The sequence below is a fragment of the Tatumella terrea genome, from assembly GCF_039523755.1.
Classification (GTDB): Bacteria; Pseudomonadota; Gammaproteobacteria; order Enterobacterales; family Enterobacteriaceae; genus Tatumella; species Tatumella terrea.
In genome coordinates, this window is the sequence record NZ_BAAAFX010000020.1 from 1 (window position 1) to 21,388 (window position 21,388).

At 45.1% G+C, this 21,388-nt stretch carries 21 protein-coding genes, 1 rRNA gene and 2 pseudogenes; 6 read left to right on the top strand and 18 right to left on the bottom strand.

The features are described 5' to 3' along the window. Positions 1-247: 247 nt before the first annotated feature. Positions 248-363 (top strand): 5S ribosomal RNA (rrf, locus tag ABD035_RS15215). A gap of 1,126 nt (positions 364-1,489) precedes the next feature. Here the strand turns inward: rrf and mobB are convergent. Both mobB and mobA read right to left on the bottom strand, forming a co-directional pair. Beyond that, the gene (mobB, locus tag ABD035_RS15220; RefSeq protein ID WP_212715265.1) at positions 1,490-2,029 is read right to left on the bottom strand and encodes a molybdopterin-guanine dinucleotide biosynthesis protein MobB; all 540 of its coding nucleotides are present in this window, start codon (positions 2,027-2,029) and stop codon (positions 1,490-1,492) included. Continuing rightward, the gene (gene mobA, locus ABD035_RS15225) at positions 2,026-2,598 is read right to left on the bottom strand and encodes a molybdenum cofactor guanylyltransferase MobA (protein WP_212715266.1); all 573 of its coding nucleotides are present in this window, start codon (positions 2,596-2,598) and stop codon (positions 2,026-2,028) included. Before mobA ends, mobB begins: the two co-directional genes overlap by 4 nt. Before the next feature lie 73 nt (positions 2,599-2,671). Between mobA and ABD035_RS15230 the strand changes: the two genes are divergently transcribed. The 4 genes from ABD035_RS15230 to polA all read left to right on the top strand — a co-directional run bounded on the left by ABD035_RS15230 (position 2,672) and on the right by polA (position 7,781). Next, positions 2,672-2,941, top strand: coding sequence for a YihD family protein (locus ABD035_RS15230; RefSeq protein WP_212715267.1), 270 nt, complete (start codon positions 2,672-2,674; stop codon positions 2,939-2,941). 56 nt (positions 2,942-2,997) lie between these two features. After that, positions 2,998-3,984, top strand: a complete 987-nt coding sequence (locus ABD035_RS15235) for a serine/threonine protein kinase (RefSeq protein ID WP_343871037.1) — start codon at positions 2,998-3,000, stop codon at positions 3,982-3,984. A gap of 26 nt (positions 3,985-4,010) precedes the next feature. Then, complete coding sequence (dsbA, locus tag ABD035_RS15240; protein WP_212715269.1) at positions 4,011-4,643, top strand: thiol:disulfide interchange protein DsbA; 633 nt, start codon at positions 4,011-4,013, stop codon at positions 4,641-4,643. 357 nt (positions 4,644-5,000) lie between these two features. Continuing rightward, entirely contained in the window at positions 5,001-7,781 is a 2,781-nt protein-coding gene (polA, locus tag ABD035_RS15245) for a DNA polymerase I (protein WP_343871038.1), read from the top strand. 237 nt (positions 7,782-8,018) lie between these two features. On the opposite strand, the gene ABD035_RS15250 is transcribed toward polA, so the two are convergent. The 15 genes and pseudogenes from ABD035_RS15250 to ABD035_RS15320 all read right to left on the bottom strand — a co-directional run bounded on the left by ABD035_RS15250 (position 8,019) and on the right by ABD035_RS15320 (position 19,043). After that, positions 8,019-8,483 carry a DUF943 family protein gene (locus ABD035_RS15250; RefSeq protein ID WP_343871041.1) on the bottom strand — a complete coding sequence of 155 codons (465 nt, stop codon included), beginning with the start codon at positions 8,481-8,483 and terminating at the stop codon, positions 8,019-8,021. Next, positions 8,473-8,601, bottom strand: a pseudogene (locus tag ABD035_RS15255) (DUF3289 family protein); the annotation flags it as partial. The pseudogene ABD035_RS15255 and the gene ABD035_RS15250, both read right to left, overlap by 11 nt. Before the next feature lie 60 nt (positions 8,602-8,661). Continuing rightward, positions 8,662-9,126, bottom strand: coding sequence for a DUF943 family protein (locus ABD035_RS15260; RefSeq protein ID WP_343871042.1), 465 nt, complete (start codon positions 9,124-9,126; stop codon positions 8,662-8,664). Between the two features lie 95 nt (positions 9,127-9,221). Continuing rightward, positions 9,222-9,686, bottom strand: a complete 465-nt coding sequence (locus ABD035_RS15265) for a DUF943 family protein (RefSeq protein ID WP_343871043.1) — start codon at positions 9,684-9,686, stop codon at positions 9,222-9,224. Beyond that, the gene (locus ABD035_RS15270) at positions 9,676-10,524 is read right to left on the bottom strand and encodes a YPO3983 family protein (protein WP_343871044.1); all 849 of its coding nucleotides are present in this window, start codon (positions 10,522-10,524) and stop codon (positions 9,676-9,678) included. Before ABD035_RS15270 ends, ABD035_RS15265 begins: the two co-directional genes overlap by 11 nt. A 230-nt stretch (positions 10,525-10,754) precedes the next feature. Next, entirely contained in the window at positions 10,755-11,216 is a 462-nt protein-coding gene (locus ABD035_RS15275; RefSeq protein ID WP_343871045.1) for a DUF943 family protein, read from the bottom strand. After that, positions 11,206-12,057 (bottom strand): YPO3983 family protein, encoded by an 852-nt coding sequence (locus ABD035_RS15280; protein ID WP_343871046.1) that lies wholly within the window; start codon positions 12,055-12,057, stop codon positions 11,206-11,208. The genes ABD035_RS15275 and ABD035_RS15280 overlap by 11 nt, the downstream gene beginning before the upstream one ends. 375 nt (positions 12,058-12,432) lie before the next feature. Further along, on the bottom strand, positions 12,433-12,897 hold the full coding sequence (locus ABD035_RS15285; protein ID WP_371813183.1) for a DUF943 family protein: 465 nt from the start codon (positions 12,895-12,897) through the stop codon (positions 12,433-12,435). Further along, positions 12,887-13,735: a YPO3983 family protein gene (locus ABD035_RS15290; RefSeq protein WP_343871090.1), complete on the bottom strand. Its 849-nt coding sequence runs from the start codon at positions 13,733-13,735 to the stop codon at positions 12,887-12,889. The genes ABD035_RS15285 and ABD035_RS15290 overlap by 11 nt, the downstream gene beginning before the upstream one ends. 378 nt (positions 13,736-14,113) lie before the next feature. Beyond that, complete coding sequence (locus tag ABD035_RS15295; protein WP_343871047.1) at positions 14,114-14,578, bottom strand: DUF943 family protein; 465 nt, start codon at positions 14,576-14,578, stop codon at positions 14,114-14,116. Next, positions 14,568-15,416 (bottom strand): YPO3983 family protein, encoded by an 849-nt coding sequence (locus ABD035_RS15300; protein ID WP_343871091.1) that lies wholly within the window; start codon positions 15,414-15,416, stop codon positions 14,568-14,570. Before ABD035_RS15300 ends, ABD035_RS15295 begins: the two co-directional genes overlap by 11 nt. 381 nt (positions 15,417-15,797) lie before the next feature. Further along, complete coding sequence (locus ABD035_RS15305; protein ID WP_343871048.1) at positions 15,798-16,277, bottom strand: DUF943 family protein; 480 nt, start codon at positions 16,275-16,277, stop codon at positions 15,798-15,800. Then, positions 16,274-17,089, bottom strand: a pseudogene (locus tag ABD035_RS15310) (DUF3289 family protein). The gene ABD035_RS15305 and the pseudogene ABD035_RS15310 overlap by 4 nt, the downstream one beginning before the upstream one ends. Before the next feature lie 124 nt (positions 17,090-17,213). Beyond that, positions 17,214-17,396: a DUF3289 family protein gene (locus ABD035_RS15315; RefSeq protein WP_343871049.1), complete on the bottom strand. Its 183-nt coding sequence runs from the start codon at positions 17,394-17,396 to the stop codon at positions 17,214-17,216. 783 nt (positions 17,397-18,179) lie between these two features. Further along, positions 18,180-19,043 carry a YicC/YloC family endoribonuclease gene (locus tag ABD035_RS15320; protein ID WP_212714506.1) on the bottom strand — a complete coding sequence of 288 codons (864 nt, stop codon included), beginning with the start codon at positions 19,041-19,043 and terminating at the stop codon, positions 18,180-18,182. Between the two features lie 145 nt (positions 19,044-19,188). Here ABD035_RS15320 and ABD035_RS15325 point away from each other — a divergent pair, with 145 nt between their 5' ends. Beyond that, positions 19,189-19,647, top strand: coding sequence for a DUF3574 domain-containing protein (locus ABD035_RS15325; protein ID WP_343871051.1), 459 nt, complete (start codon positions 19,189-19,191; stop codon positions 19,645-19,647). 48 nt (positions 19,648-19,695) lie between these two features. Here the strand turns inward: ABD035_RS15325 and ABD035_RS15330 are convergent, their stop codons facing one another. Continuing rightward, positions 19,696-20,883: a NupC/NupG family nucleoside CNT transporter gene (locus tag ABD035_RS15330; protein ID WP_343871052.1), complete on the bottom strand. Its 1,188-nt coding sequence runs from the start codon at positions 20,881-20,883 to the stop codon at positions 19,696-19,698. Between the last annotated feature and the right edge of the window lie 505 nt (positions 20,884-21,388).

Sequence of the window (21,388 nt, forward strand, 5' to 3'; positions counted from 1 at the left end):
GCTAACCGGTACTAATGACCCGTGAGGCTTAACCTTACAACGCCAGAGGCGTTTTGCAGAGACGCAAAGAATTTTCAGCGAAGTTCCGGATTGCTAATTTAATAATTTAGTGGGAATGAAAGATTTTACGTTCAGACAAGGCGGTAACCGCGCGATGAGAAGGAGCATACATGAGTATGTGACTGAACAGCGTAAGGGAAACCAACGCCGTATGAACGAAAAAGATTCATTTCCGCACCAAGATTTGCCTGGCGGCAAGAGCGCGGTGGTCCCACCTGACCCCATGCCGAACTCAGAAGTGAAACGCCGTAGCGCCGATGGTAGTGTGGGGTCTCCCCATGCGAGAGTAGGGAACTGCCAGGCATCCAATAAAACAGACAGGCCATCCTCACGGATGGCCTTTTTGTTATGGCGCATTATCAGGAAAGTCCGTACGGAAGGCCCGCCTGCGGTACGGCAGAACAGAATACTTCAGCGTAACTGCGGTGCAGGAAGGGAAACCTCCGGTGCCGGCGGTGAGAAAAGGCAGAGGCCGCCCTGACGGGCGGCCTTTTTGCATTCCGGGCCGGTAAAACGGGCACAGAAGGCTCCGTAAGATCGCCGCCCTGACTCAGACGGCAGAATACTGTGCAGAACGGTAATTCCTGCTGCAGTAATAAGGAAAAACCCGCACTGATAAATGAGCGGATGACCTGTGGCTGCGGGTGAAAGGCCAGTCAAACCGGGAGATAGCAGGTTTTCCCCGAAAGCTGGCAGGGAAGAGAAAGAAAAGGCAGAGGCCGCCCTGACGGGTGGCCTTTTTGCGTTCCGGGCCGGGAAACAGGGGCACAGAAGGCCCGGTAAGAGCGCCGCCGCCCTGACTCAGGCGGTAGAGTACTGTCCGGAATTGTAATTCCTGCTGCAGTAATAAGGAAAAACCGGCACTGATAAATGAGCGGATGACCTGTGGCTGGGGGTGAAAGGCCAGTCAAACCGGGAGATAGAAGGTTTTCCCCTAAAGCTGGCAGGGAAGAGAAAGAAAAGGCAGAGGCAGAGGCCGCCCGTCAGGGCGGCCTTTTTGCGTTCCGGGCCGGGAAACAGGGGCACAGAAGGCCCGGTAAGATCGCCGGAGTCCTGACCCAGACGGCAGAATACTGTGCAGAACGGTAATTCCTGCTGCAGTGATAAGGAAACCGGCGCTAATAAGCGGGGAGAAAAGTCTCTGTGAAGGCTTACTACGCCCTGAAGGGCGGCCTTTTACGTTCCGGTGGCGTGAAACAGGTAATATCCGGCAGGTTGCAGGAAATTTAAAAGCACTATGGAAACGAGGAAGGTAGTGCAGACACGCTGTACTGCCTGTTCAGGTTTTATCCGGCTCTGTTCAGTACGGTGACCCGTGCAGATAAGACTCAACCCGATAAATGAAGAATGTTAAAAGCGTTATCCGTCCCTCTGTGATCACGGCATAAAGCTGTCATCAGCCGTAAAAATGCCGGACAGCTGCGATCAATTATCTTTTATTCTGGTTTTCCCGTGTCTCCTCACGCTGGCTACACCACCACTGACCAATAAATTCCGCAATCAATGCCGGCTGATTAATATTAAGCCAGTTAACGGGTAGTCCGTCTGTCGGGGTATCGCTGACCAGGGCAAGGGTATATTCATCGATTAACGCATGCGGGGTGCCTGTACATCCGTTACGCCAGAGCACAAGTTTGGGGATAGGTTCCTGTCTGAACCCTTCTACCAGAATAATATCCAGAGTTTCCTGTGACATATGCCGCGCCAGCTCCGTTAATTCAGGAGGATCCTGCGGAGTTTCACTCATAAGCGCCCAACGTTCCCGACTCGCCACCATCACCTGACCGGCGCCGGCTTTACGAAGCTCATAACTGTCCTTACCGGGATAATCAATATCCATCTGATGATGTGTATGTTTTATCAGCCCCGGACGAATCCCCTGTTGCTGTAACAGCGGGATCAGCTTTTTCAGTAGCGTAGTTTTACCTGTTCCGCTCCCGGCCGAGATACCCAGTATTGGTAAACTCATCGTATTTCCTCAAATGCTTTCAGTTCCTGTTCCGTGTTGATATTCACAAAAGCCTGCTCAGGATATTCAACCGACACACTCTTTCCATGCTGACGCAGGAATTGTAAGACCCGTCGTTCTCCGGAATCGAGGTAAGCTTGTAATGATGGCAGTAGCTGACGGTTCAGCAGGCAAAAGACCGGATGGTCCCGTTGTGAAGAACGGAGCCAGCAGGCAGCGTCATTACCCTTACCCAGCCATAAATCCCTGACAAAATGCAGAGGAATGCAGGGGGAATCACAGGACGAAAAAGCGACCCATTCATTTTCTGATTGAGCAAGTCCGCTTAACATCCCGGCCAGAGGGCCCTGAAAACCGTTTAAGGTATCAGCGATACACGGGTATCCGGACTGAGCATAGATATCCTGATGCCTGTTAGCGCTGATCAGCAGCGCAGACACCTGCGGTGCAAAGCGATTCACCACATGCATAAACAGCGGTTGCCGTTTAAATATTAGCAGCCCTTTATCTTTTCCCCCCATACGTCTTGCGGCTCCGCCGGCAAGAATGACACCGGTAATATTCTCCATATAACCTCGCTTTTCATGTGGAGATAACCCTGATAGTTTAAGGGTTAATTATAACCTTCCCGGGAGCTTTACGATGAAAGATAAACGCCTGACCGAAGTACTGGACTTATTGTTACCGGCCTGGAGGGCAGAACCGGATCTCAATCTGTTGCAGTTTTTAGAGCAGCTTGCCGGTGAATCAGGATACCGGGGGGAGCTCTCGTCACTTCCGGATGATGTACTGATCTATCATTTAAAACTGAGGCAGGCCGATAAAACGGAAGCTATTCCTGGATTGAAAAAAGATTATGAGGAGGACTTCAAAACGGCGCTGCTGAAAGCCCGGGGTGTTATTAAAGACTAAGTTCTTCAGATAATGCTATTCTTGGGCCAGGTCAGAAGATAGCGATATAAATACTTATGAGCGATGCGGCTTTCAATTTTAAAACACTCGATCCGGAAATCATTCTGGATGTCCTCTGGGATACCGGGATTCGGGTAGACTCCGGTCTCACCGCCCTGAACAGTTATGAAAACAGGGTATGGCAATTCAGTGATGAAGATAAAAAGCGCTATGTCGCAAAATTTTATCGTCCGCACCGCTGGAATGAACACCAATTACTTGAAGAGCATCAGTTAACGCTGGAACTCGCAGCCGGTGATGTTCCTGTTGTCGCGCCCCTTTCTTTAGAAGGCAAGACCCTGCACCATGCGCATGGTTTCTGGTTTGCTGTCTTTCCTGGTGTGGGGGGCAGAGAGTATGAAACGGATAACTATGACCAGCTGGAAGCTGTCGGCCGCAGACTGGGCAGACTCCATCAGATAAGCCGGCAGGGAACATTTAGTCATCGACCGGTCATCGGATTACAGGAATACTTTACAGAACCCTGTGAGATAGTCGCAGCTTCCCCCCTGATTTCACCGGCGATAAAAGAGCAATTACTCTCAGTTCTTGAGAGGCTGGGTATCACGCTGAAGCAGGTCTGGTATGATATCAGCGTACCATTACGCTTACATGGTGATTGTCACCCTGGAAATATACTGTGGCGTGACGGGCCGTGTTTTGTTGATTTTGATGATGCCCGTAGTGGTCCTGCGGTACAGGACTTATGGATGCTGGTGAATGGTGATCGCCAGGAACAAGCTATTCAGTGGGATATCCTGTTAGAGGCTTACTCAGAATTCAGCGACTTTGATGTTAATGAATTGAAACTGATTGAGCCTTTACGTGTCATGCGCATGGTTTATTATTTAGCGTGGATCCTGAAGCGCTGGCAGGATCCTGCCTTTCCGAGGGCTTTTCCCTGGATGGCAGAAGACGATTTCTGGCGCAGGCAGGTGGTTATTTTCTCTGAACAGGAAAAGTTACTCCATCAGCCCGTTTCGCCGTTACATTCGCAATTTTGATTACGTTACCTGGAGTAGTTTATACAATGAAAAAGATCTGGTTCGCGTTAGTGGGTATTATGCTGGTCTTCAGTGCTGCCGCATCAGCATCCTCAATTTCTGAGGGAAAACAATATATCACTCTGGATAAAAGCGTTAATGGCGCGCCGAAAGTGGTTGAGTTCTTCTCGTTCTTTTGCCCCCATTGCTACGATTTTGAACGTACCTATCGTATCAACCAGGCGATCATTGATAGCTTGCCTAAAGATGTGAAATTTACCCGCTACCATGTTGATTTCCTGGGGGGGGATTTTGCACCGGTGGTAACCCATGCCTGGGCAGTGGCAATGGCGTTAGGTGTAGAAGATAAAGTCGTTGACCCTATCTTTGATGGTTTACAGAAAACCCAGACTATCGTTGACCCGGCGTCACTGAAAGCGGTCTTTATCAAAGCAGCGGGAATTTCTTCCGAAGAGTATGATTCGGCCTGGAATAGCTTTGCTGTTAAAGCATTAGTCAGCCAGCAGGAAAAAGCAGCCAGCGACTTTAATATCAGTGGTGTTCCTTCTGTATTTGTTGATGGTAAGTACCAGGTGAACAATGCCGGTCTGGATACCAGCTCCATGAATAATTTCGTTGCCGACTATGTGAATGTCGTCAAATATCTGGTAGCGAAATAACGGTCTGTTATCAGAATACAGCGCCGCGAAAGCGGCGTTTTTTTTAATATAATCAGTGCTAAAAACCACTTGTGATAACGAATATCCACAAAATACATATAGCAGCATAACGATAACGATCGATTATCAAAAACTTTATCATTATGATTTTAATGATTTTTTTTATAATTCTCCCGGAGTGTGATTATAATCCCGGATCGGCGTTAAAATTTACGCACAAAGTTATCCACAGACAGATCGGCGCGATCTGGCGGGTGGATAAATAAATTTCGATGTCCGTGTGCGCTTCCGTTCAACATTCTGCCAGTGATGTGGCATCCTTAGTTATTACCAACAGCGAAGAAGAAATAGCAACCTATGGCTCAAATTGCAGAAAACCCCCTGATTCTGGTAGATGGATCTTCTTACCTCTACCGTGCATATCATGCATTCCCCCCGTTGACGAACAGTGCCGGTGAACCAACGGGTGCAATGTACGGTGTTCTGAACATGCTGAAAAGCCTGTTACTTCAATATAAACCAAGCCACGCGGCTGTGGTTTTTGACGCCAAAGGCAAAACATTTCGTGATGAGCTGTTCGAAGATTATAAGTCTCATCGTCCCCCGATGCCTGATGATCTCCGCGCACAGATAGAGCCATTACACCAAATGGTTAAAGCGATGGGATGGCCGGTGCTGGTGATCTCCGGGGTAGAGGCGGATGATGTTATCGGAACCCTGGCCCGCGAAGCCGATAAACAGGGACGTCCTGTCCTTATCAGTACCGGTGATAAAGATATGGCACAGCTGGTTACGCCTAATATCACCCTGATTAATACCATGAATAATACTATCCTCGGCCCTGATGAAGTGGCCGGGAAATACGGTATTCCTCCGGAATTGATCATCGACTATCTCGCCTTGATGGGAGATTCTTCAGATAACATTCCGGGCGTACCCGGAGTGGGTGAAAAAACGGCACAGGCGTTGCTTCAGGGATTAGGAAGCATGGCGACCATCTATGATAACCTCGAAAAAGTCGCCAGCCTTTCCTTCCGTGGTGCAAAAACAATGGCTGCTAAACTGGAACAGAATAAGGATGTTGCGTTTCTGTCATATCAGCTGGCGACCATTAAAACGGATGTCGCAGAGATCCCCGGCTGTGAGGAGCTTGCCGTTAATCCGCCGGATAATAAGGCCCTGCTCTCTCTGTTCAGCCATTATGAGTTTAAGCGCTGGATCAGTGAAGTCGATGATGGCCGCTGGCTGGATGACAAAAAGCCGGCTAAAAAAGTGGCAGAACAGATTCCCGAAGCCACTCCTGCGCCTGTCGAATCGACACTTTCTCCGGAAAATTATGCCACTATCCTGGATGAGCAGACCTTCGAGCTCTGGCTGGAAAAACTGAATAACTGTGAACTGTTTGCCTTCGATCTGGAAACAGATTCCCTGGATACATTATCGGCCAATATCATCGGGCTTTCTTTTGCTGTCGCCCCGGGTGAAGCGGCTTACCTGCCTGTGGCCCATGATTATCTCGATGCGCCAGCCCAGCTTGATCGCAAATATGTTTTAGCGAGGCTGAAAGGGCTGCTGGAGGATGAAAGCCGCAGTAAAGTTGGTCAGAACCTGAAATACGATCGTGGTGTGCTGAAGAACTATGATATTGAGCTACGGGGTCTTCATTTCGATACCATGCTTGAGTCCTACATTCTGAACAGTGTTGCCGGTAAGCATGATATGGATAGCCTGGCCCAGCGCTGGCTAAACCATAAAACGGTAACGTTTGAAGAAATTGCCGGTAAAGGTAAAAAACAGCTGACCTTTAACCAGATTGCGTTGGAACAAGCCAGTGTTTATGCGGCGGAAGATGCTGATGTCACCCTGCAATTGCACCTGAAGTTCTGGCCATTACTGGAAAAAGAACCAGGTCCACTGAAAGTATTAAACGGGATTGAGATCCCGCTGGTTCCGGTATTATCCAGGGTAGAGCGTAATGGTGTACTTATTGATCCGGCCCTGCTGGCAGAGCACTCACGGCAGCTGACCGCACGCCTGGCTGAGCTGGAACAGAAAGCCCATGAACTGGCCGGTGAAGCCTTTAACCTGTCATCACCCAAACAGTTACAGACAATCCTTTTTGAAAAACAGGGGATTAAACCGACGAAAAAAACACCGGGTGGTGCACCGTCAACCAGTGAAGAAGTCTTAGCAGAACTGGCACTGGATTATCCTTTACCGAAAGTTATTCTGGAGCACCGCGGACTCTCTAAACTGAAGACAACCTATACCGATAAGTTACCGCAGATGATTAATCCGCTGACGGGGCGCGTACATACCTCTTATCATCAGGCGGTTACTGCGACCGGGCGTCTGTCATCGACGGATCCGAACCTGCAAAATATCCCTGTACGTAATGAGGAAGGACGACGTATTCGTCATGCCTTTATCGCGTCTCAGGGACAGAAAATTCTGGCGGCTGACTATTCTCAGATTGAACTGAGGATCATGGCTCATTTGTCACAGGATAGCGGTTTACTGAATGCATTCGCGCAGGGTGAAGATATTCACAAAGCGACCGCGGCAGAGGTCTTCGGAACCACAGTGGAAAATGTCAGTGCAGAACAACGGCGGAGTGCGAAAGCGATCAACTTTGGTCTGATTTACGGGATGAGTTCTTTTGGCCTTTCACGGCAGTTAAATATTGCTCCGGGTGAGGCGAAAAAGTATATGGACCTGTACTTTGAACGCTACCCGGGCGTATTACGCTATATGGAATCTACCCGGCAGAGTGCTGCTGAAAAAGGGTATGTGGAAACCCTGGAAGGGCGGAGACTGTATCTGCCTGATATCAATTCAGGGAATGCTATCCGACGTAAAGCGGCTGAACGTGCGGCGATTAATGCGCCAATGCAGGGGACCGCAGCTGACATCATCAAGCGAGCTATGATTGGCGTCGATGAGTGGCTGAAGTCACAGGACCCGGCAAAAATTAAAATGATTATGCAGGTCCACGATGAACTGGTTTTTGAAATTGATACGTCATTAATTGAGATCGCTACCGGGAAAATCCGGGAGATTATGGAAAGCAGTCTGAAGCTTGATGTACCTCTGCAGGTGGATATCGGCATTGGTGATAACTGGGAACAGGCCCACTAACAGACCGAGAGGCTCATGCCAGCCCTGACGGCATGAGCCATTATCTGATCCGGTATTTACAGGACATAGGGTATTTTACGCTAAGGTCAGGATGCGTATTTCCGGGGGGTCTCTGTTGTGGCGTCCTTATGGAGTCTAAATAGCCGGAAATCACAATGATTGTATCTTGCTTACTCCGGTAGCAGGCTTGCCGCCGATCGGATAATTCAGAGTTATGGGCATACGATGGGGAGCGGCTTAATCGTCTTTCAGCTTTAGGATGTTACCGTCTTTTTTCATCAGATATCTTCCATCGTAGACGGTAAAAATAATTTCTTTGTTCCTGGTGTTTTCGACAGAAAAAACGGCATTTTTATCGATGCAGTTTTTAAGGGTATTCATTTCATTAAAGCAGCGGCGATCATACTTCCCTAGTTCTTTATATCCTTCGCCAAAATCCCAAAAATTCACATAAAAATTACCAGAGGATGAAGGTGAGGGGATGTTATATTTTATTTTTAATGAGTCTTTATTTTCCAGCCACCAATTTATCTTTCCTTTATCGGTAAATGGGAAGTTTTTTACTAAAATCTCGCTAAAATTATCCTCCTGATGGACAGCGATAATATTTACCGGTCGTGAAGCTAACCAAAAAAAGTAGCCAGTTAACGCGCAGATGATCATACCTGGAAAAAAAATAATTTTTTTTAGATTAACTACCATCTCGTCCCCCGTTAATCTCTATAGTGGCTTCCATATTGGTCATAAATGGTCTGAACCCAAACTGTATGTAATGCTGGAGCACAAACCAGATACGGAAGAAATGGAACTGACTGAATTTATTCAGTATATTTTTACTATATCATCCGTGAATTACGATTGTTTCTATTCTCATACAAAGTTACTCATTTTTAATTTTCATAACTTTACTACTATCTTTCATGATATATTCACCATCACTTACTGTAAATATAGTAACCCTGTTTTTACCAGAACTGATTGAAAAAACGCGATTCTTTTCAATGCAGTTTACAGGAGGCGACATATCATTAAAACAAAGTCTGTCATATTTTTCTTCTTCTTTATAACCTTCTCCAAACAACCAAATGATAACCGTAAAACTCCCATACGTGGCAGGTTTTGGGATATCATAAAGAGTTTTTAACCTTTCTTTATTTTTTAACCACCAGTCTATTTTCCCCTTGTCTGTCATCGGGAAGTTTTTTACCAGTACAGAGCTATAGTTACCATCATTATGTACTGCAATAATTTCTAGCGGGCGTAAGTTCATCCAAAATAAATATCCCATCAGGATAGCGCTAGCGATAATAAGGATTATAAGTTTTTTTTTAAGATTGGCTTTCACTACGGCCTCCGTTGATCTCTACAGTGGCTTCCATATTGGTCGTTTTTTAGCTGTTCCGGTAAATGTAGTGCTTTCTTCTTTGAGGCAGGAAGGAGCTACTCTGATTTATTTTTTACTATTTTTCCTGTTTTGTATATCCGGTAGGTTCCGCTCTCCAGAGAGATAAAAGTTATTTTTTTATTAAAATTCCTCACAATCATCAGAGAGTTTTTATCAATACAATTTATGGGGGGCTTCATATCAGTAAAGCAGCGCCTGTCATATTTTCCTTCCTCTTTGTAACCATCGCCAAAATCCCAAAAAACTATCGAGGAAAATCCATCACTGTCAGGTTTCGGGATATTATATTTTTCTTTCAGTTCAAGGTTTTTTTTAATCCACCAGTCTATTTTTCCCCGATCTGTAAACGGGAAGTTTTTTACCAGGACAGAGCTGAATTCTCCATCTTCATGGACGGCAACCACTTCTGTAGTACGTAACGGAAACAAGAAAAAATAACCCATCAGGATGCAACTCATTGTGAATAATGTAAAAAGAAGATTTTTATTTTTAGCTTTCATTACGCCCCCCGGAAATTTCGACAGTGGCTTCCATGTTGGTTATAAATGGCCTGAAGCCGAATTGAGTGTAATGCTGGAGCACAAACCAGATACGAAAGAAATGGAACTGACTGAATTTTGTTTTCCGTATATCGTCGCTGTCGAGGCCGAAATGATCCTGTACCCTGTAATGCACTACGGCCCGGTAACGGTCATTATGAATCTGCAGTGATCTCAGGGTGATGTCTGTTGCCCGGGTATCATGAATGGTAACCCCCATGCCATTAAAATTATCCTGAAACCTATCGAATTTAGGTAGTTTACTACCAGATATCGTTTTACGAAATTCGCCTTTTTTTTCTATCGGGAAGGTGTTTTTTTCCCAATTAATATAGTTTTTAATTACTTCTTTTATTCGGAAAAATGTACTCTTATCAGTCATGTCATTGAGAATCTGTTCTTTCAATGCCCTGTTCAGGGCGATGTCCCTGAAGGGGGTACCGTTGCCAGCCTGCATATGGGGGATCATCTTTTCAATCAGATGACGATAGGGGCCGTAGAAAGAGAACTGTCGGGATAGAGAGCGGAATTCATCAAACAGGATGGCGGTACACTGCTGGTGGGTGAGCTTTTTACCCTGTCCCCGCAGATGACAGCAGAACATGGACTGAGGACGATCCATGGAAGAACGCCGGGTCAGCGTCCAGGGATCCACCTGATCAGAAATATACTCCAGGCCGTAGTATGTTCTTAATTGGGTTTCGGTTAACTCTCCACAGCGCATATCGCTGGCACTGTAGTCATCCATTCGCTTCTGCGTCCTGAAAAGGGTACAGGGGAGTTGCAATGCATTTATCATGATCTGTTCCTTAGATCGTACTGGCTAAAAACCAGTCTCTGTATGCAGAGTACTTCGGGTAGCAGGGAAGTGCCAGCGCCCGGGGGGAAATCAGATTCCTGTCCTACAGAGAGGTATGAATTTCCGGAGTGCATTAACAGGCATCAAAACTATGATATCCGGTAAGTGGGTTTTAATTTTTCGACGAGGATATCAGGATTTTTTTTCTGCTTAGGCGTAGAAGGGTAGTTCTATTCACGCCGGAATTTCATTAATTTTCCTTTATCATTCAATTTATATCGCCCTTCATAAGTGATAAATATCTCTCTTTCATAGTTAAACCTTTTTATAGTAAATACAGGTTCTTTATCGATGCAGTTGATTTTTGTCTGCATATCCTCGAAACAGAGTCTGTCATATTTATCTTCTTTATATCCCTCACCAAAATTCCAAAAAGTCACATCATAACCACCATAAGTAGCAGGTTTTGGAATGTTATAGCGACTTTTTATTATATCTTTATTCTTCAACCACCAGTCTGTTTTTCCTCTATCTGTAATAGGAAAGTTTTTTACAAGTATTGAGCTATAGTTACCATCATTATGAATTGCAATAATTTCTACCGGGCGTAAGTTGAGCCAGATAATATAACCTGTCAAAGTACCTACAGTAATTAAAAGAACTAACAGAATATTTTTGATATTAGCTCTCATGACGAACTCCGGTGATTTCGACAGTGGCTTCCATGTTGGTCATAAATGGCCTGAAGCCAAACTGCATGTAATGCTGGAGTACAAACCAGATACGAAAGAAATGGAACTGACTGAATTTTTTTTTCCGTATATCGTCGCTGTCGAGGCCTAAATGATCCTGTACCCTGTAATGTACTACGGCCCGGTAACGGTCATTATGAATCTGCAGTGATCTCAGGGTGATATGGGTTGCCCGGGTATCATGAATGGTAACCCCCATGCCGTTAAAGTTGTCTCCAAACCTGTTAAATTTTGGTAATCGCCCCTCAATAATACTTTTTCTCAATTTGTCCTGGTTTACTGCCGGAAGATACATTTTTTCCCAATTGATGCCTGTTCTTAAGGCTTTCAATAACAGGATGCGCGTGCTGTTCTTCTCCGAAGAGTCCCTGATAATTTGCTCCGTTAGCGCCCTGTTCAGGGCTATATCCCTGAAGGGGGTACCGTTGCCAGTCTGCATATGGGTGATCATCTTTTCAATCAGATGACGGTAGGGACCGTAAAAAGAGAACTGTCGGGATAGAAAGCGGAATTCATCAAACAGGATGGCGGCACACTGCTGTCGGGTGATCTTTTTACCCGGGCCACGCAGATGACAGCAGAACATGGACTGAGGTCGATCTATGGAAGAACGCCGTGTCAGCGTCCAGGGATCCACCTGATCAGAAATATACTCCAGGCCGTAGTATGTTCTTAATTGGGTTTCGGTTAACTCTCCACAGCGCATATCGCTGGCACTGTAGTCATCCCTGCGCTTCTGCGTCCTGAAAAGGGTACAGGGGAGTTGCAGTGCATTTATCATGATCTGTTCCTTAGATCGTACTGGCTAAAAAGCAGTCTCTGTGTGCAGAGTACGCCGGGCAGCAGGGAAGTGCCAGCGCCCGGGGGGAAATCAGATTCCTGCCTGACTCGCAGGGATTATCGTCCCTTAAATAAGAAGTCAAACAGGATGATGCTGTGTGGGCATATACCGTGGCTCATAAGTCGTCAGGGGGGGCGCAGAAGCGTATACAGCATACAGTATTTCCCCGGAGTGCCTTTGTTCACATTTCAGGCCAGCCGTCTGTCTGTGAATTGACGGAGAATACATTCTGTTATTTTGTTACTTCAGGATGCCTTTGACTTTTTTCGGCGGAACGAGTCACTATATCGCTGACACTGCAACAGGAAGAGCGGTTTAATCGTCTTTCATTTTTATGATGTTACCGTCTTGGTTAATAAGATACCTTTTATTATTAGTGGTAAAATACAGGCCCATATTCCTGCCGTAGTTGACAGTAAAAACTTTATTCTTTTCTATACAATTGGCAGGTGGGTTCATATCATCGAAGCAGAGTCTGTCATATTTACCTTCTTCTTTATACCCATCACCAAAATCCCAGAAGATAACAGTAAAAAAACCATCAGTATCAGGACGGGGGACTCCATAGCTGTTTTTAAGCATCTGCTTATTTTTCTGCCACCAATTTATTCTCCCTTTATCAGTAAAAGGGAAATCATTGACTAAAACCGAGCTGTAATTATCTTTCTTATGTACCGCAATAATTTCCACCGGACGACAGGTCAGCCATACAAGATAGCTTATCAGGGCAGCCACTGTAGTAAAAATAATTAGCAGTATTTTCTTCATATTAGCTTCCACTACGTCCCCCGTTAATCTCTATAGTGGCTTCCATATTGGTCATAAATGGTCTGAACCCAAACTGCATGTAATGCTGGAGTACAAACCAGATACGGAATAGATGGAATTGGTTAAATTGTGTTTTTAGTATATCGTCGCTGTCTAGGCCAAAATGATCCTGTACTTTATAATGTACCACTGCACGGAAACGGTCATCATCAATATTCAGTGATTTTATGGTAATATGCGTTGCCCGGGTATCATGGATAGTAATACCCATGCCGTTAAAATTATCGCGAAATTTGATGAATTTAGGTAGTTTTCCATACAGGATCGAATCAACTAATTTTTGCTTTCCCTCTGACGGGTAATATTTTTTATCCCAGTCGATATATTTTTTTAATCCTTCTTCCAGTAATAATCGCGTACTATTTTCCTTTGAGTTATCCCTGATAATTTGCTCCGTTAGCGCCCTGTCCAGGGCCATATCCCGGAAGGGAGTACCGTTGCCAGTCTGCATATGAGTGATCATCTTTTCAATCAGATGACGGTAGGGACCGTAGAAAGAGAACTGTCGGGATAGAAAGCGGAATTCATCAAACAGGATGGCGGCACACTGCTGTCGGGTGATCTTTTTACCCTGGCCACGCAGATGACAGCAGAACATGGACTGAGGACGATCCATGGAAGAACGCCGGGTCAGCGTCCAGGGATCCACCTGATCAGAAATATACTCCAGGCCGTAGTATGTTCTTAATTGGGTTTCGGTTAACTCTCCACAGCGCATATCGCTGGCACTGTAGTCATCCATTCGCTTCTGTGTCCTGAAAAGGGTACAGGGGAGTTGCAGTGCATTCATCATGATCTGTTCCTTAGATCGTACTGGCTAAAAAGCAGTCTCTGTGTGCAGAGTACGCCGGGCAGCAGGGAAGTGCCAGAGCCCGGGGGAAAAATCAGATTCCTGCCTGATCCGCAGGGATTATCGTCAGTTAAATATGAAGTCAAACAGGATGATGCTGTGCGGGCATATACCGTGGCTCTTAAGACGTCAGGGGGGCGCGGAAGCGTATACAGCATACAGGCTTTACCCGGAGTGCCTTTGTTCACATTTCAGGCCAGCCGTCTGTCTGTGAATTAACGGAGAATACATTCTGTTATTTTGTTACTTCTGGATGCCTTTGACATTTTTCGGCGGAACGAGTCACTATATCGCTGACACTGCAACAGGCAGAGCGGTTTAATTGTCTTTCATTTTTATGATGTTACCGTCTTGGTTAATAAGATACCTTTTATTATTAGTGGTAAAATACAGGCCCATATTCCTGCCGTAGTTGACAGTAAAAACTTTATTCTTTTCTATACAATTGGCAGGTGGGTTCATATCATCGAAACAGAGTCTGTCATATTTACCTTCTTCTTTATACCCATCACCAAAATCCCAGAAGATAACAGTAAAAAAACCATCAGTATCAGGCCGGGGGACTCCATAGCTGTTTTTAATCATCTGCTTATTTTTCTGCCACCAATTTATTCTCCCTTTATCGGTAAAAGGGAAATCTTTCACTAAAATATAACTATGATTACCATTTTCGTGTACAGCGACGATTTCTACCGTACGCAGTGACAGCCAGATTACGCTGGCTGATAGCAGGCAGGCGAAGAATGAAAGCGTGAAAAGACTTACCTGATAGTTAACTTTCACTACGGCCTCCGTTAATCTCTATAGTGGCTTCCATATTGGTCATAAATGGTCTGAACCCAAACTGTATGTAATGCTGGAGCACAAACCAGATACGGAAGAAATGGAACTGACTGAATTTTGTTTTCCGTATATCGTCGCTGTCGAGGCCGAAATGATCCTGTACTCTGTAATGCACTACGGCCCGGTAACGTTCATTATGAATCTGCAGTGATCTCAGGGTGATGTCTGTTGCCGAGGTGTCATGAATGGTAATACCCATGCCATTAAAATTATCCTGAAACCTGTTAAATTTAGGTAATCGTCCTTCAAGGATGGCTTTTGGTAGTTCATTTTTTTGATGGGCCGGGTAATACTCCCTATCCCAGTCGATATATTTTTTTAATCCTTCTTCCAATAACAATCGCGTACTATTTTCCTTTGAGTTATCCCTGATAATTTGCTCCGTTAGCGCCCTGTTCAGGGCGATGTCCCTGAAGGGGGTACCGTTGCCAGTCTGCATATGGGTGATCATCTTTTCAATCAGATGACGGTAGGGACCGTAAAAAGAGAACTGTCGGGATAGAAAGCGGAATTCATCAAACAGGATGGCGGCACACTGCTGTCGGGTGATCTTTTTACCCTGGCCACGCAGATGACAGCAGAACATGGACTGAGGTCGATCCATGGAAAAGCGCCGGGTCAGCGTCCAGGGATCCACCTGATCAGAGATATACTCCAGGCCGTAGTATGTTCTTAATTGGGTTTCGGTTAACTCTCCACAGCGCATATCGCTGGCACTGTAGTCATCCATTCGCTTCTGCGTCCTGAAAAGGGTACAGGGGAGTTGCAGTGCATTTATCATGATCTGTTCCTTAGATCGTGCTGGCTAAAAAGTAGCCACCAGATGCAGAGTACGCCGGGCAGCGGGGAAGTGCCAGCGCCCCGGGGGAAAATCAGATTCCTGCCTGATCGGTAAGCGTATTAGTCAGGTAAAAATATATTCAACACCTGTGTAAGACAGAGTCTCAGGCTTTTCTTCCTTTCAGCTAATGAGGTCGACCGGCATGAAAAGACACATTATATCCAGGACGTGAAATCGTCATCCTGGAAGAATCAGTCCGCTGAAAAAGGACCACATTCTGAATGTGAGTTTTTGGTTATCAATAATCAATAGTTTTACTATGCAATATACTTCGTGCCCGGATATAGAAAAAGTGCTACCATTATCCCTGATGAATTTTTATTTTATTTTTGTTTTAAATTTTTCTCCTTTCATCAATTCTCCTGAAGGTTTGAGATAATAAGATCTTCCGCCCAGTTGATAATAAGTATAGCCATCTTTCGATTTCGTAATGTCCATGATCCAGTTTGATTTATCTATGCAGCTTTTATCACTCTTAACATCATCAAAGCATAGCAAGTAATCTGTGTCGTGATCGGGGAATAATCCAGAATCTTTAGGTGCCAGTTTTAGATATGTTCCGTCGAAACGCCAAAGTGATACGGAATATACCTGTGATTTATTAAAAAACTTTTCACTATTACTCTCCCACCATTTTATCTTTTCACTGTCAGTAAAAGGTATGTTTTTAATTAATACTTCTTTGATATCATCTGTACCATGAATGGCAAGCACTTTGGGTACATGAAAGAAATTCATATAAACAAACAGTACTATTACCAATGCAGCAATAAAAAAAATTATTATTTTTATTCTCATGTATTCCTCTGACTATTTATTTGAAATTCCGCTTTCATGTTGGTGAAAAATGGTTGAAAACCAAACTTCTCCCACCGTTGAAGGATGAACCATATGCGGAATGCCCGGATATAATGAAACTTTCTGTTCATAATATCAGTTCTGTCAAGGCCGAAATGGTCTTGTGCAGTGAACTTTACTTTTGTAATATAAGAATTATTGGTTATCTTTAATTCCGTTATTTGTATTTTTGTTGCGTAAATATCATGTATAGATATACCTAACCCATTGATACAGTCAGCCCAGCGGTTGAATTTCGGCAGTATTTATTTTCTAATGGCTTGAGTCATTAAATTCTTTTCAATATCAGAAAAGCTTCTTTGTTCGGTGATTATTAATCTATCTAATGAAGATTTAATTATGTTAAGAGAAGAAAATGCTGACGATTGACCACTTATGATTAGCTCTTTATAAGCACTGTCAAGAAAAGGGCTGGAGTAATCATTTCCTCTGCCTCGATAAAAGTGATTAACGATATTTTTAAATAATTGGTGTCGGCCTAAATAATAGGCTGGCATTGACAGACGAAGAAATTCGTTGAAAAGAAGATCAACTATTTCTGATTTAGATTTAAGTCGGGATTTTATGAATGTATTGAATATTGACACTTCCTGCCCGGTCCAGGGGTTGACGATGTCAGACACGTCATCCAGGTCGAAGCTTCCTCTCAGTTGCGTTTCAGTAAGATCCCCGTAACGCATATCGTCAGTACTGTTATCATTAAACCTGTGTTGTGTCTGATAAATAGTACACGGTAATTTCAATAGTGGCATATAAAAGTCCTTTTAATATAAATATTTCACTAAATTTAAAACTCCAATAAAAAAGCACACCGGTAAGATCAAGTATATGTATTCAGAAATTGTTTGTGATCCTGATACTATAAATTAATTATATTTATTCAACTTTAAGCGATGGCATCAATAAAGTGCATGGTCCTTTTTGCAGGGATGCTTGCGGTAGGGATGTTCTTAATTGGGTTTCGGTTAACTCTCCACAGCGCATATCGCTGGCACTGTAGTCATCCATTCGCTTCTGCGTCCTGAAAAGGGTACAGGGGAGTTGCAATGCATTTATCATGATCTGTTCCTTAGATCGTACTGGCTAAAAAGCAGTCTCTGTGTGCAGAGTACGCCGGGCAGCAGGGAAGTGCCAGTGCCCGGGGAAAAATCAGATTCCTGCCTGATCCGCTGTGAATGTTGTCAGTTAAAAATGAAGTAAACCTGGGGTGATGCGTGCGGGCAGATCGTATGGCTTTGACGTCGTCCGGGCGGATATTCTCTCCGGGGATTAATGTCCTTGCCGATGCGGAGGCGGAGTATATCGTGTGGGGAACCGCATGAGTCTCTGGCGCTCAACGTCATATAACATTTCAGAAACGCGCATTGGTTTTTTCTCCGTTTCCATCTTCGCCAGTGATTCGGTTTTGCTTTCCTGCCTGCTCCGGCAATATCATCGCTCAGTGACATCCGTACGAACAATTCTTTTGCGATCTCGTGGGCTTTGGAGAGTCAGATTCCGGTGTGTAAGCCGATTATCATGGGGCAGGATTTTCCTGTGAACTTGTCCCCGAACCTCCAGCCAGTCATCTGGCCTGCAGGCGATAGATCTCAAAGACAGTTCGTTACTGTCTGCGCGGCCTTCAAAACGCTCATTGGTCTTTATTCATGCCCCGCTATGAATATCCGTTCGCTTTGTTATTCAGAATATCTGATAGAGGGTGGTCCAAAAGCATGTACCCAACATACATCACACCGCCAGTGTGCGCTTTGATGTGTCTTTGTGATAGCGAGTGATAACCCCAAACCCCGACAGACGGCGGGGTTTGGGGTTTTTATGCGGGGGGTGATCTGCCCTGAGTGCTTACTCGATATTCTGGATCTGTTCGCGCATTTGCTCAATCAGTACCTTTAACTCAATGGCTGAGGCAGTGATATCGGCATTGATTGATTTCGATGCCAGTGTATTCGATTCCCTGTTAAATTCCTGCATCATAAAGTCCAGGCGACGACCCACCGCTTCTTTCTTCTTCAGGATGTTATAAGTTTCTTTCACGTGGGCTTCGAGACGGTCCAGTTCTTCTGCCACATCAATACGCTGTGCCATCATCACCAGTTCCTGCTCCAGCCGGTTATTTTCCAGCTGAACATCGGCCTCTTCCAGTTTAGTGGTCAGCCGTTCGCGCTGCCATTTCAGTACTTCAGGCATGCGGGCGCGGACATTAATGACCTGCTGAGAAACGCCTTCCAGACGCTGTTCAATCATCGTCTGTAATGCTTTACCTTCGGCCTCACGGGCAGTGATGAAATCGTCCAGAGCCACTTCCAGCGCTTCCATCAGTTGCTGATTGATAGCATCCAGATCCTGCTCTGCAGCAGCCATAACGCCCGGCCAACGCAAAATATCCAGCGGATTGATACTGCCTTCATCCGTCTGCAGCTTAACCCAGTTAGCTGACTGTATAAGCTGTCGGGCCAGGCCTTCGTTAAGCATCAGCTCAGACTGCGCACTCTGGCTGGCATCAAAACGCAGTGCGCATTCAATTTTTCCGCGCGTCAGACGATGACGTATACGTTCACGGATCATTGGCTCCAGGCTGCGGAATTGCTCCGGAAGACGCATATACGTTTCCAGATAGCGCTGATTTACCGAGCGTAGTTCCCAGGTGGCACTGCCCCAGTCACCTTTGATTTCACTGCGTGCGTAGGCGGTCATACTGCGGATCATAGCGGGTACTCATGTTGATGAAGTGATGGAGCGATTATAACGGCCGGGGAAGGGGGTGCACAGAGGTATCCCGTAACAATCGGCATATCGGTTTTTCATAAAAGGCTTTACTATGTTGGCGGAGTTTACTTACAGGAAGAAAATAATGAAAAAACAGATGATTTACAGTCTGGCTATGGCTGCATTACTGGCAGGGTGTCAGCAAGCTCACAACGTCCCGCATCCGGCACCATTACCACCGACAGTATCACCGGAAGTGGTCAAAAATCCGTGTGTGCATGGTTCTGTGCAGGTTCAGACGACCTTATGGTTTGGTCTCAGCCGCGCTCACGGCAGTAATATTCCGGAAAAAGCCTGGCAGGCATTTATCGATAATGATGTCACGCCACGCTTTAAAGATGGTCTCTCTGTCTATAACGCGAAAGGGCAATGGCTGGGGGATGATGGACATCTGGCGAGAGAGAACAGTAAAGCTCTGATGCTGATCCATTCTGCTGATAAAGAGAATGATCAGAAGATTGAGCAATTACGTCAAATCTATAAGCAGAGATTTGAACAGGAATCTGTCATGCGTGTTGATAATAACGTCTGCGTTGATTTCTGATTCCCGGGGCGGAGAAATCTTCTCCGCCCATAGTTTCTGTCATCCGTTTTATAAAAACAGTCCGGCAAATGCCGCCGAAAGCAGACTGACCAGCGTTGATCCGTAGACCAGCTTCCAGCCGAAACGTGACACAACATTCCCTTGCTTCTCGTTCAGACCTTTAATCGTACCGGCAACGATACCGATCGAAGCGAAGTTAGAAAATGACACCAGGAAGACGGACAGAATACCCAGCCCGCGAGGGGTAAAATCAGCAGCGATCTTTTTCAGGTCAATCATCGCAACAAACTCACTGGAGACCAGCTTGGTTGCCATAATACTTCCTGCATGCAATGCATCACTGGCCGGGATACCAATCAGCCACGCAAACGGATAAAACACATAACCCAGCAATTGCTGAAAGCTATAGCCAAACAGGCTGCTGCAGATAGCATTCACCGCAGAAATCAGTGCAATAAAACCGATAAGCATTGCGGTTATGATCATCGCCACTTTAAAGCCAGCCAGAATATATTCACCCAGCATTTCGAAGAAGGTCTGATCTTCGTGTAGCTTTTCCAGCGCGATAGGTTGCTGATCTTCAGCATGACTCAGCGGGTTAATAATGGATAGTACAATAAAGGCACTGAACATGTTCAGTATTAAGGCGGCGACAACATATCTGGCATCAATCATCGACATATACGCGCCGACAATCGAAAGCGATACGGTCGACATTGCTGTGGCTGCCATGGTGTACATACGACGTGGTGACAGATCACCCAGGATACCTTTGTAAGCAATAAAGTTCTCCGATTGCCCAAAGATCAGGGTGCTGACGGCATTGAAAGACTCCAGTTTGCCCATGCCGTTGACTTTAGATAATGCGGTGCCGATAACCCGGATAAACAGTGGCAGGATCCGCCAGTGTTGCAGAATACCAATCAGTGCTGAGACAAAAACGATAGGACAGAGTACCCCGAGGAACACAAAGGCCAGGCCCTGATTTGCCATACCGCCAAAGACAAAATCTGTTCCCTGAGCAGCAAACCTGAGAATAGTTTCAAAAAAATCAGAAATACCAGAAACTAATATCGTCCCACCCGATGAATGAAGCAGGAAATAGGATAGAGCCGCTTCAATAACCATTAGCTGAAGTATTATCCGTGGCCGGATTTTTTTACGATCGTTACTGAAAAGTAGTGCCAGAGAAAAAATGACAACAATGGCTAACAAAAAATGGAGTATATAAAGCATATCAATGCTATCCGTCTGACTGGAAATGAGGAAGGTATTTAGCCACAACTCGCAACACATTTCACGTAATGTCTGAAATCTTATCTGCGGGGCCGGCATACTATGACAGAGAATCCGTTGCCTGCTTTTTGTTCACGGGGCTTCTGTTGCTACCGGAAAGGGGCGTGAACTCTGCAGGTCTTTGATAAATAGAAGGCCGCCTGACAGTAAAAAACCGTCTTATATTTTTTTATGCAATTATTTTTCAATCTTGTTCTATGTCAGGCGACGGATTTATTTAAAAGATGGTTTTTATTTTTCCATTTCCGGAATGGATTATTAATTCAGGTTTTACCTGAGTTATCGAAATAATCCGCTGCTGATATTTTTCTTGTTGTGTTTTTTATAGTTGATTTTTAATCATCGAATGTTTATGGTGAATTTACCTTTGATGGGGTCCGGTTTTATTTTATATATACTGAAGGTTTATTTATTAATGAATAAGCCCGGTGTATGGATTATTGCC

What these genes read in the sequence shown, in the direction of transcription:
- mobB (WP_212715265.1), bottom strand. Translation starts at nt 2,029, where the DNA reads ATGAGTTTACCAATACTGGGTATCTCGGCCGGGAGCGGAACAGGTAAA.
- mobA (WP_212715266.1), bottom strand. Translation starts at nt 2,598, where the DNA reads ATGGAGAATATTACCGGTGTCATTCTTGCCGGCGGAGCCGCAAGACGT.
- ABD035_RS15230 (WP_212715267.1), top strand. Translation starts at nt 2,672, where the DNA reads ATGAAAGATAAACGCCTGACCGAAGTACTGGACTTATTGTTACCGGCC.
- ABD035_RS15235 (WP_343871037.1), top strand. Translation starts at nt 2,998, where the DNA reads ATGAGCGATGCGGCTTTCAATTTTAAAACACTCGATCCGGAAATCATT.
- dsbA (WP_212715269.1), top strand. Translation starts at nt 4,011, where the DNA reads ATGAAAAAGATCTGGTTCGCGTTAGTGGGTATTATGCTGGTCTTCAGT.
- polA (WP_343871038.1), top strand. Translation starts at nt 5,001, where the DNA reads ATGGCTCAAATTGCAGAAAACCCCCTGATTCTGGTAGATGGATCTTCT.
- ABD035_RS15250 (WP_343871041.1), bottom strand. Translation starts at nt 8,483, where the DNA reads ATGGTAGTTAATCTAAAAAAAATTATTTTTTTTCCAGGTATGATCATC.
- ABD035_RS15265 (WP_343871043.1), bottom strand. Translation starts at nt 9,686, where the DNA reads ATGAAAGCTAAAAATAAAAATCTTCTTTTTACATTATTCACAATGAGT.
- ABD035_RS15270 (WP_343871044.1), bottom strand. Translation starts at nt 10,524, where the DNA reads ATGATAAATGCATTGCAACTCCCCTGTACCCTTTTCAGGACGCAGAAG.
- ABD035_RS15275 (WP_343871045.1), bottom strand. Translation starts at nt 11,216, where the DNA reads ATGAGAGCTAATATCAAAAATATTCTGTTAGTTCTTTTAATTACTGTA.
- ABD035_RS15280 (WP_343871046.1), bottom strand. Translation starts at nt 12,057, where the DNA reads ATGATAAATGCACTGCAACTCCCCTGTACCCTTTTCAGGACGCAGAAG.
- ABD035_RS15290 (WP_343871090.1), bottom strand. Translation starts at nt 13,735, where the DNA reads ATGAATGCACTGCAACTCCCCTGTACCCTTTTCAGGACACAGAAGCGA.
- ABD035_RS15305 (WP_343871048.1), bottom strand. Translation starts at nt 16,277, where the DNA reads ATGAGAATAAAAATAATAATTTTTTTTATTGCTGCATTGGTAATAGTA.
- ABD035_RS15315 (WP_343871049.1), bottom strand. Translation starts at nt 17,396, where the DNA reads ATGATAAATGCATTGCAACTCCCCTGTACCCTTTTCAGGACGCAGAAG.
- ABD035_RS15320 (WP_212714506.1), bottom strand. Translation starts at nt 19,043, where the DNA reads ATGATCCGCAGTATGACCGCCTACGCACGCAGTGAAATCAAAGGTGAC.
- ABD035_RS15325 (WP_343871051.1), top strand. Translation starts at nt 19,189, where the DNA reads ATGAAAAAACAGATGATTTACAGTCTGGCTATGGCTGCATTACTGGCA.
- ABD035_RS15330 (WP_343871052.1), bottom strand. Translation starts at nt 20,883, where the DNA reads ATGCTTTATATACTCCATTTTTTGTTAGCCATTGTTGTCATTTTTTCT.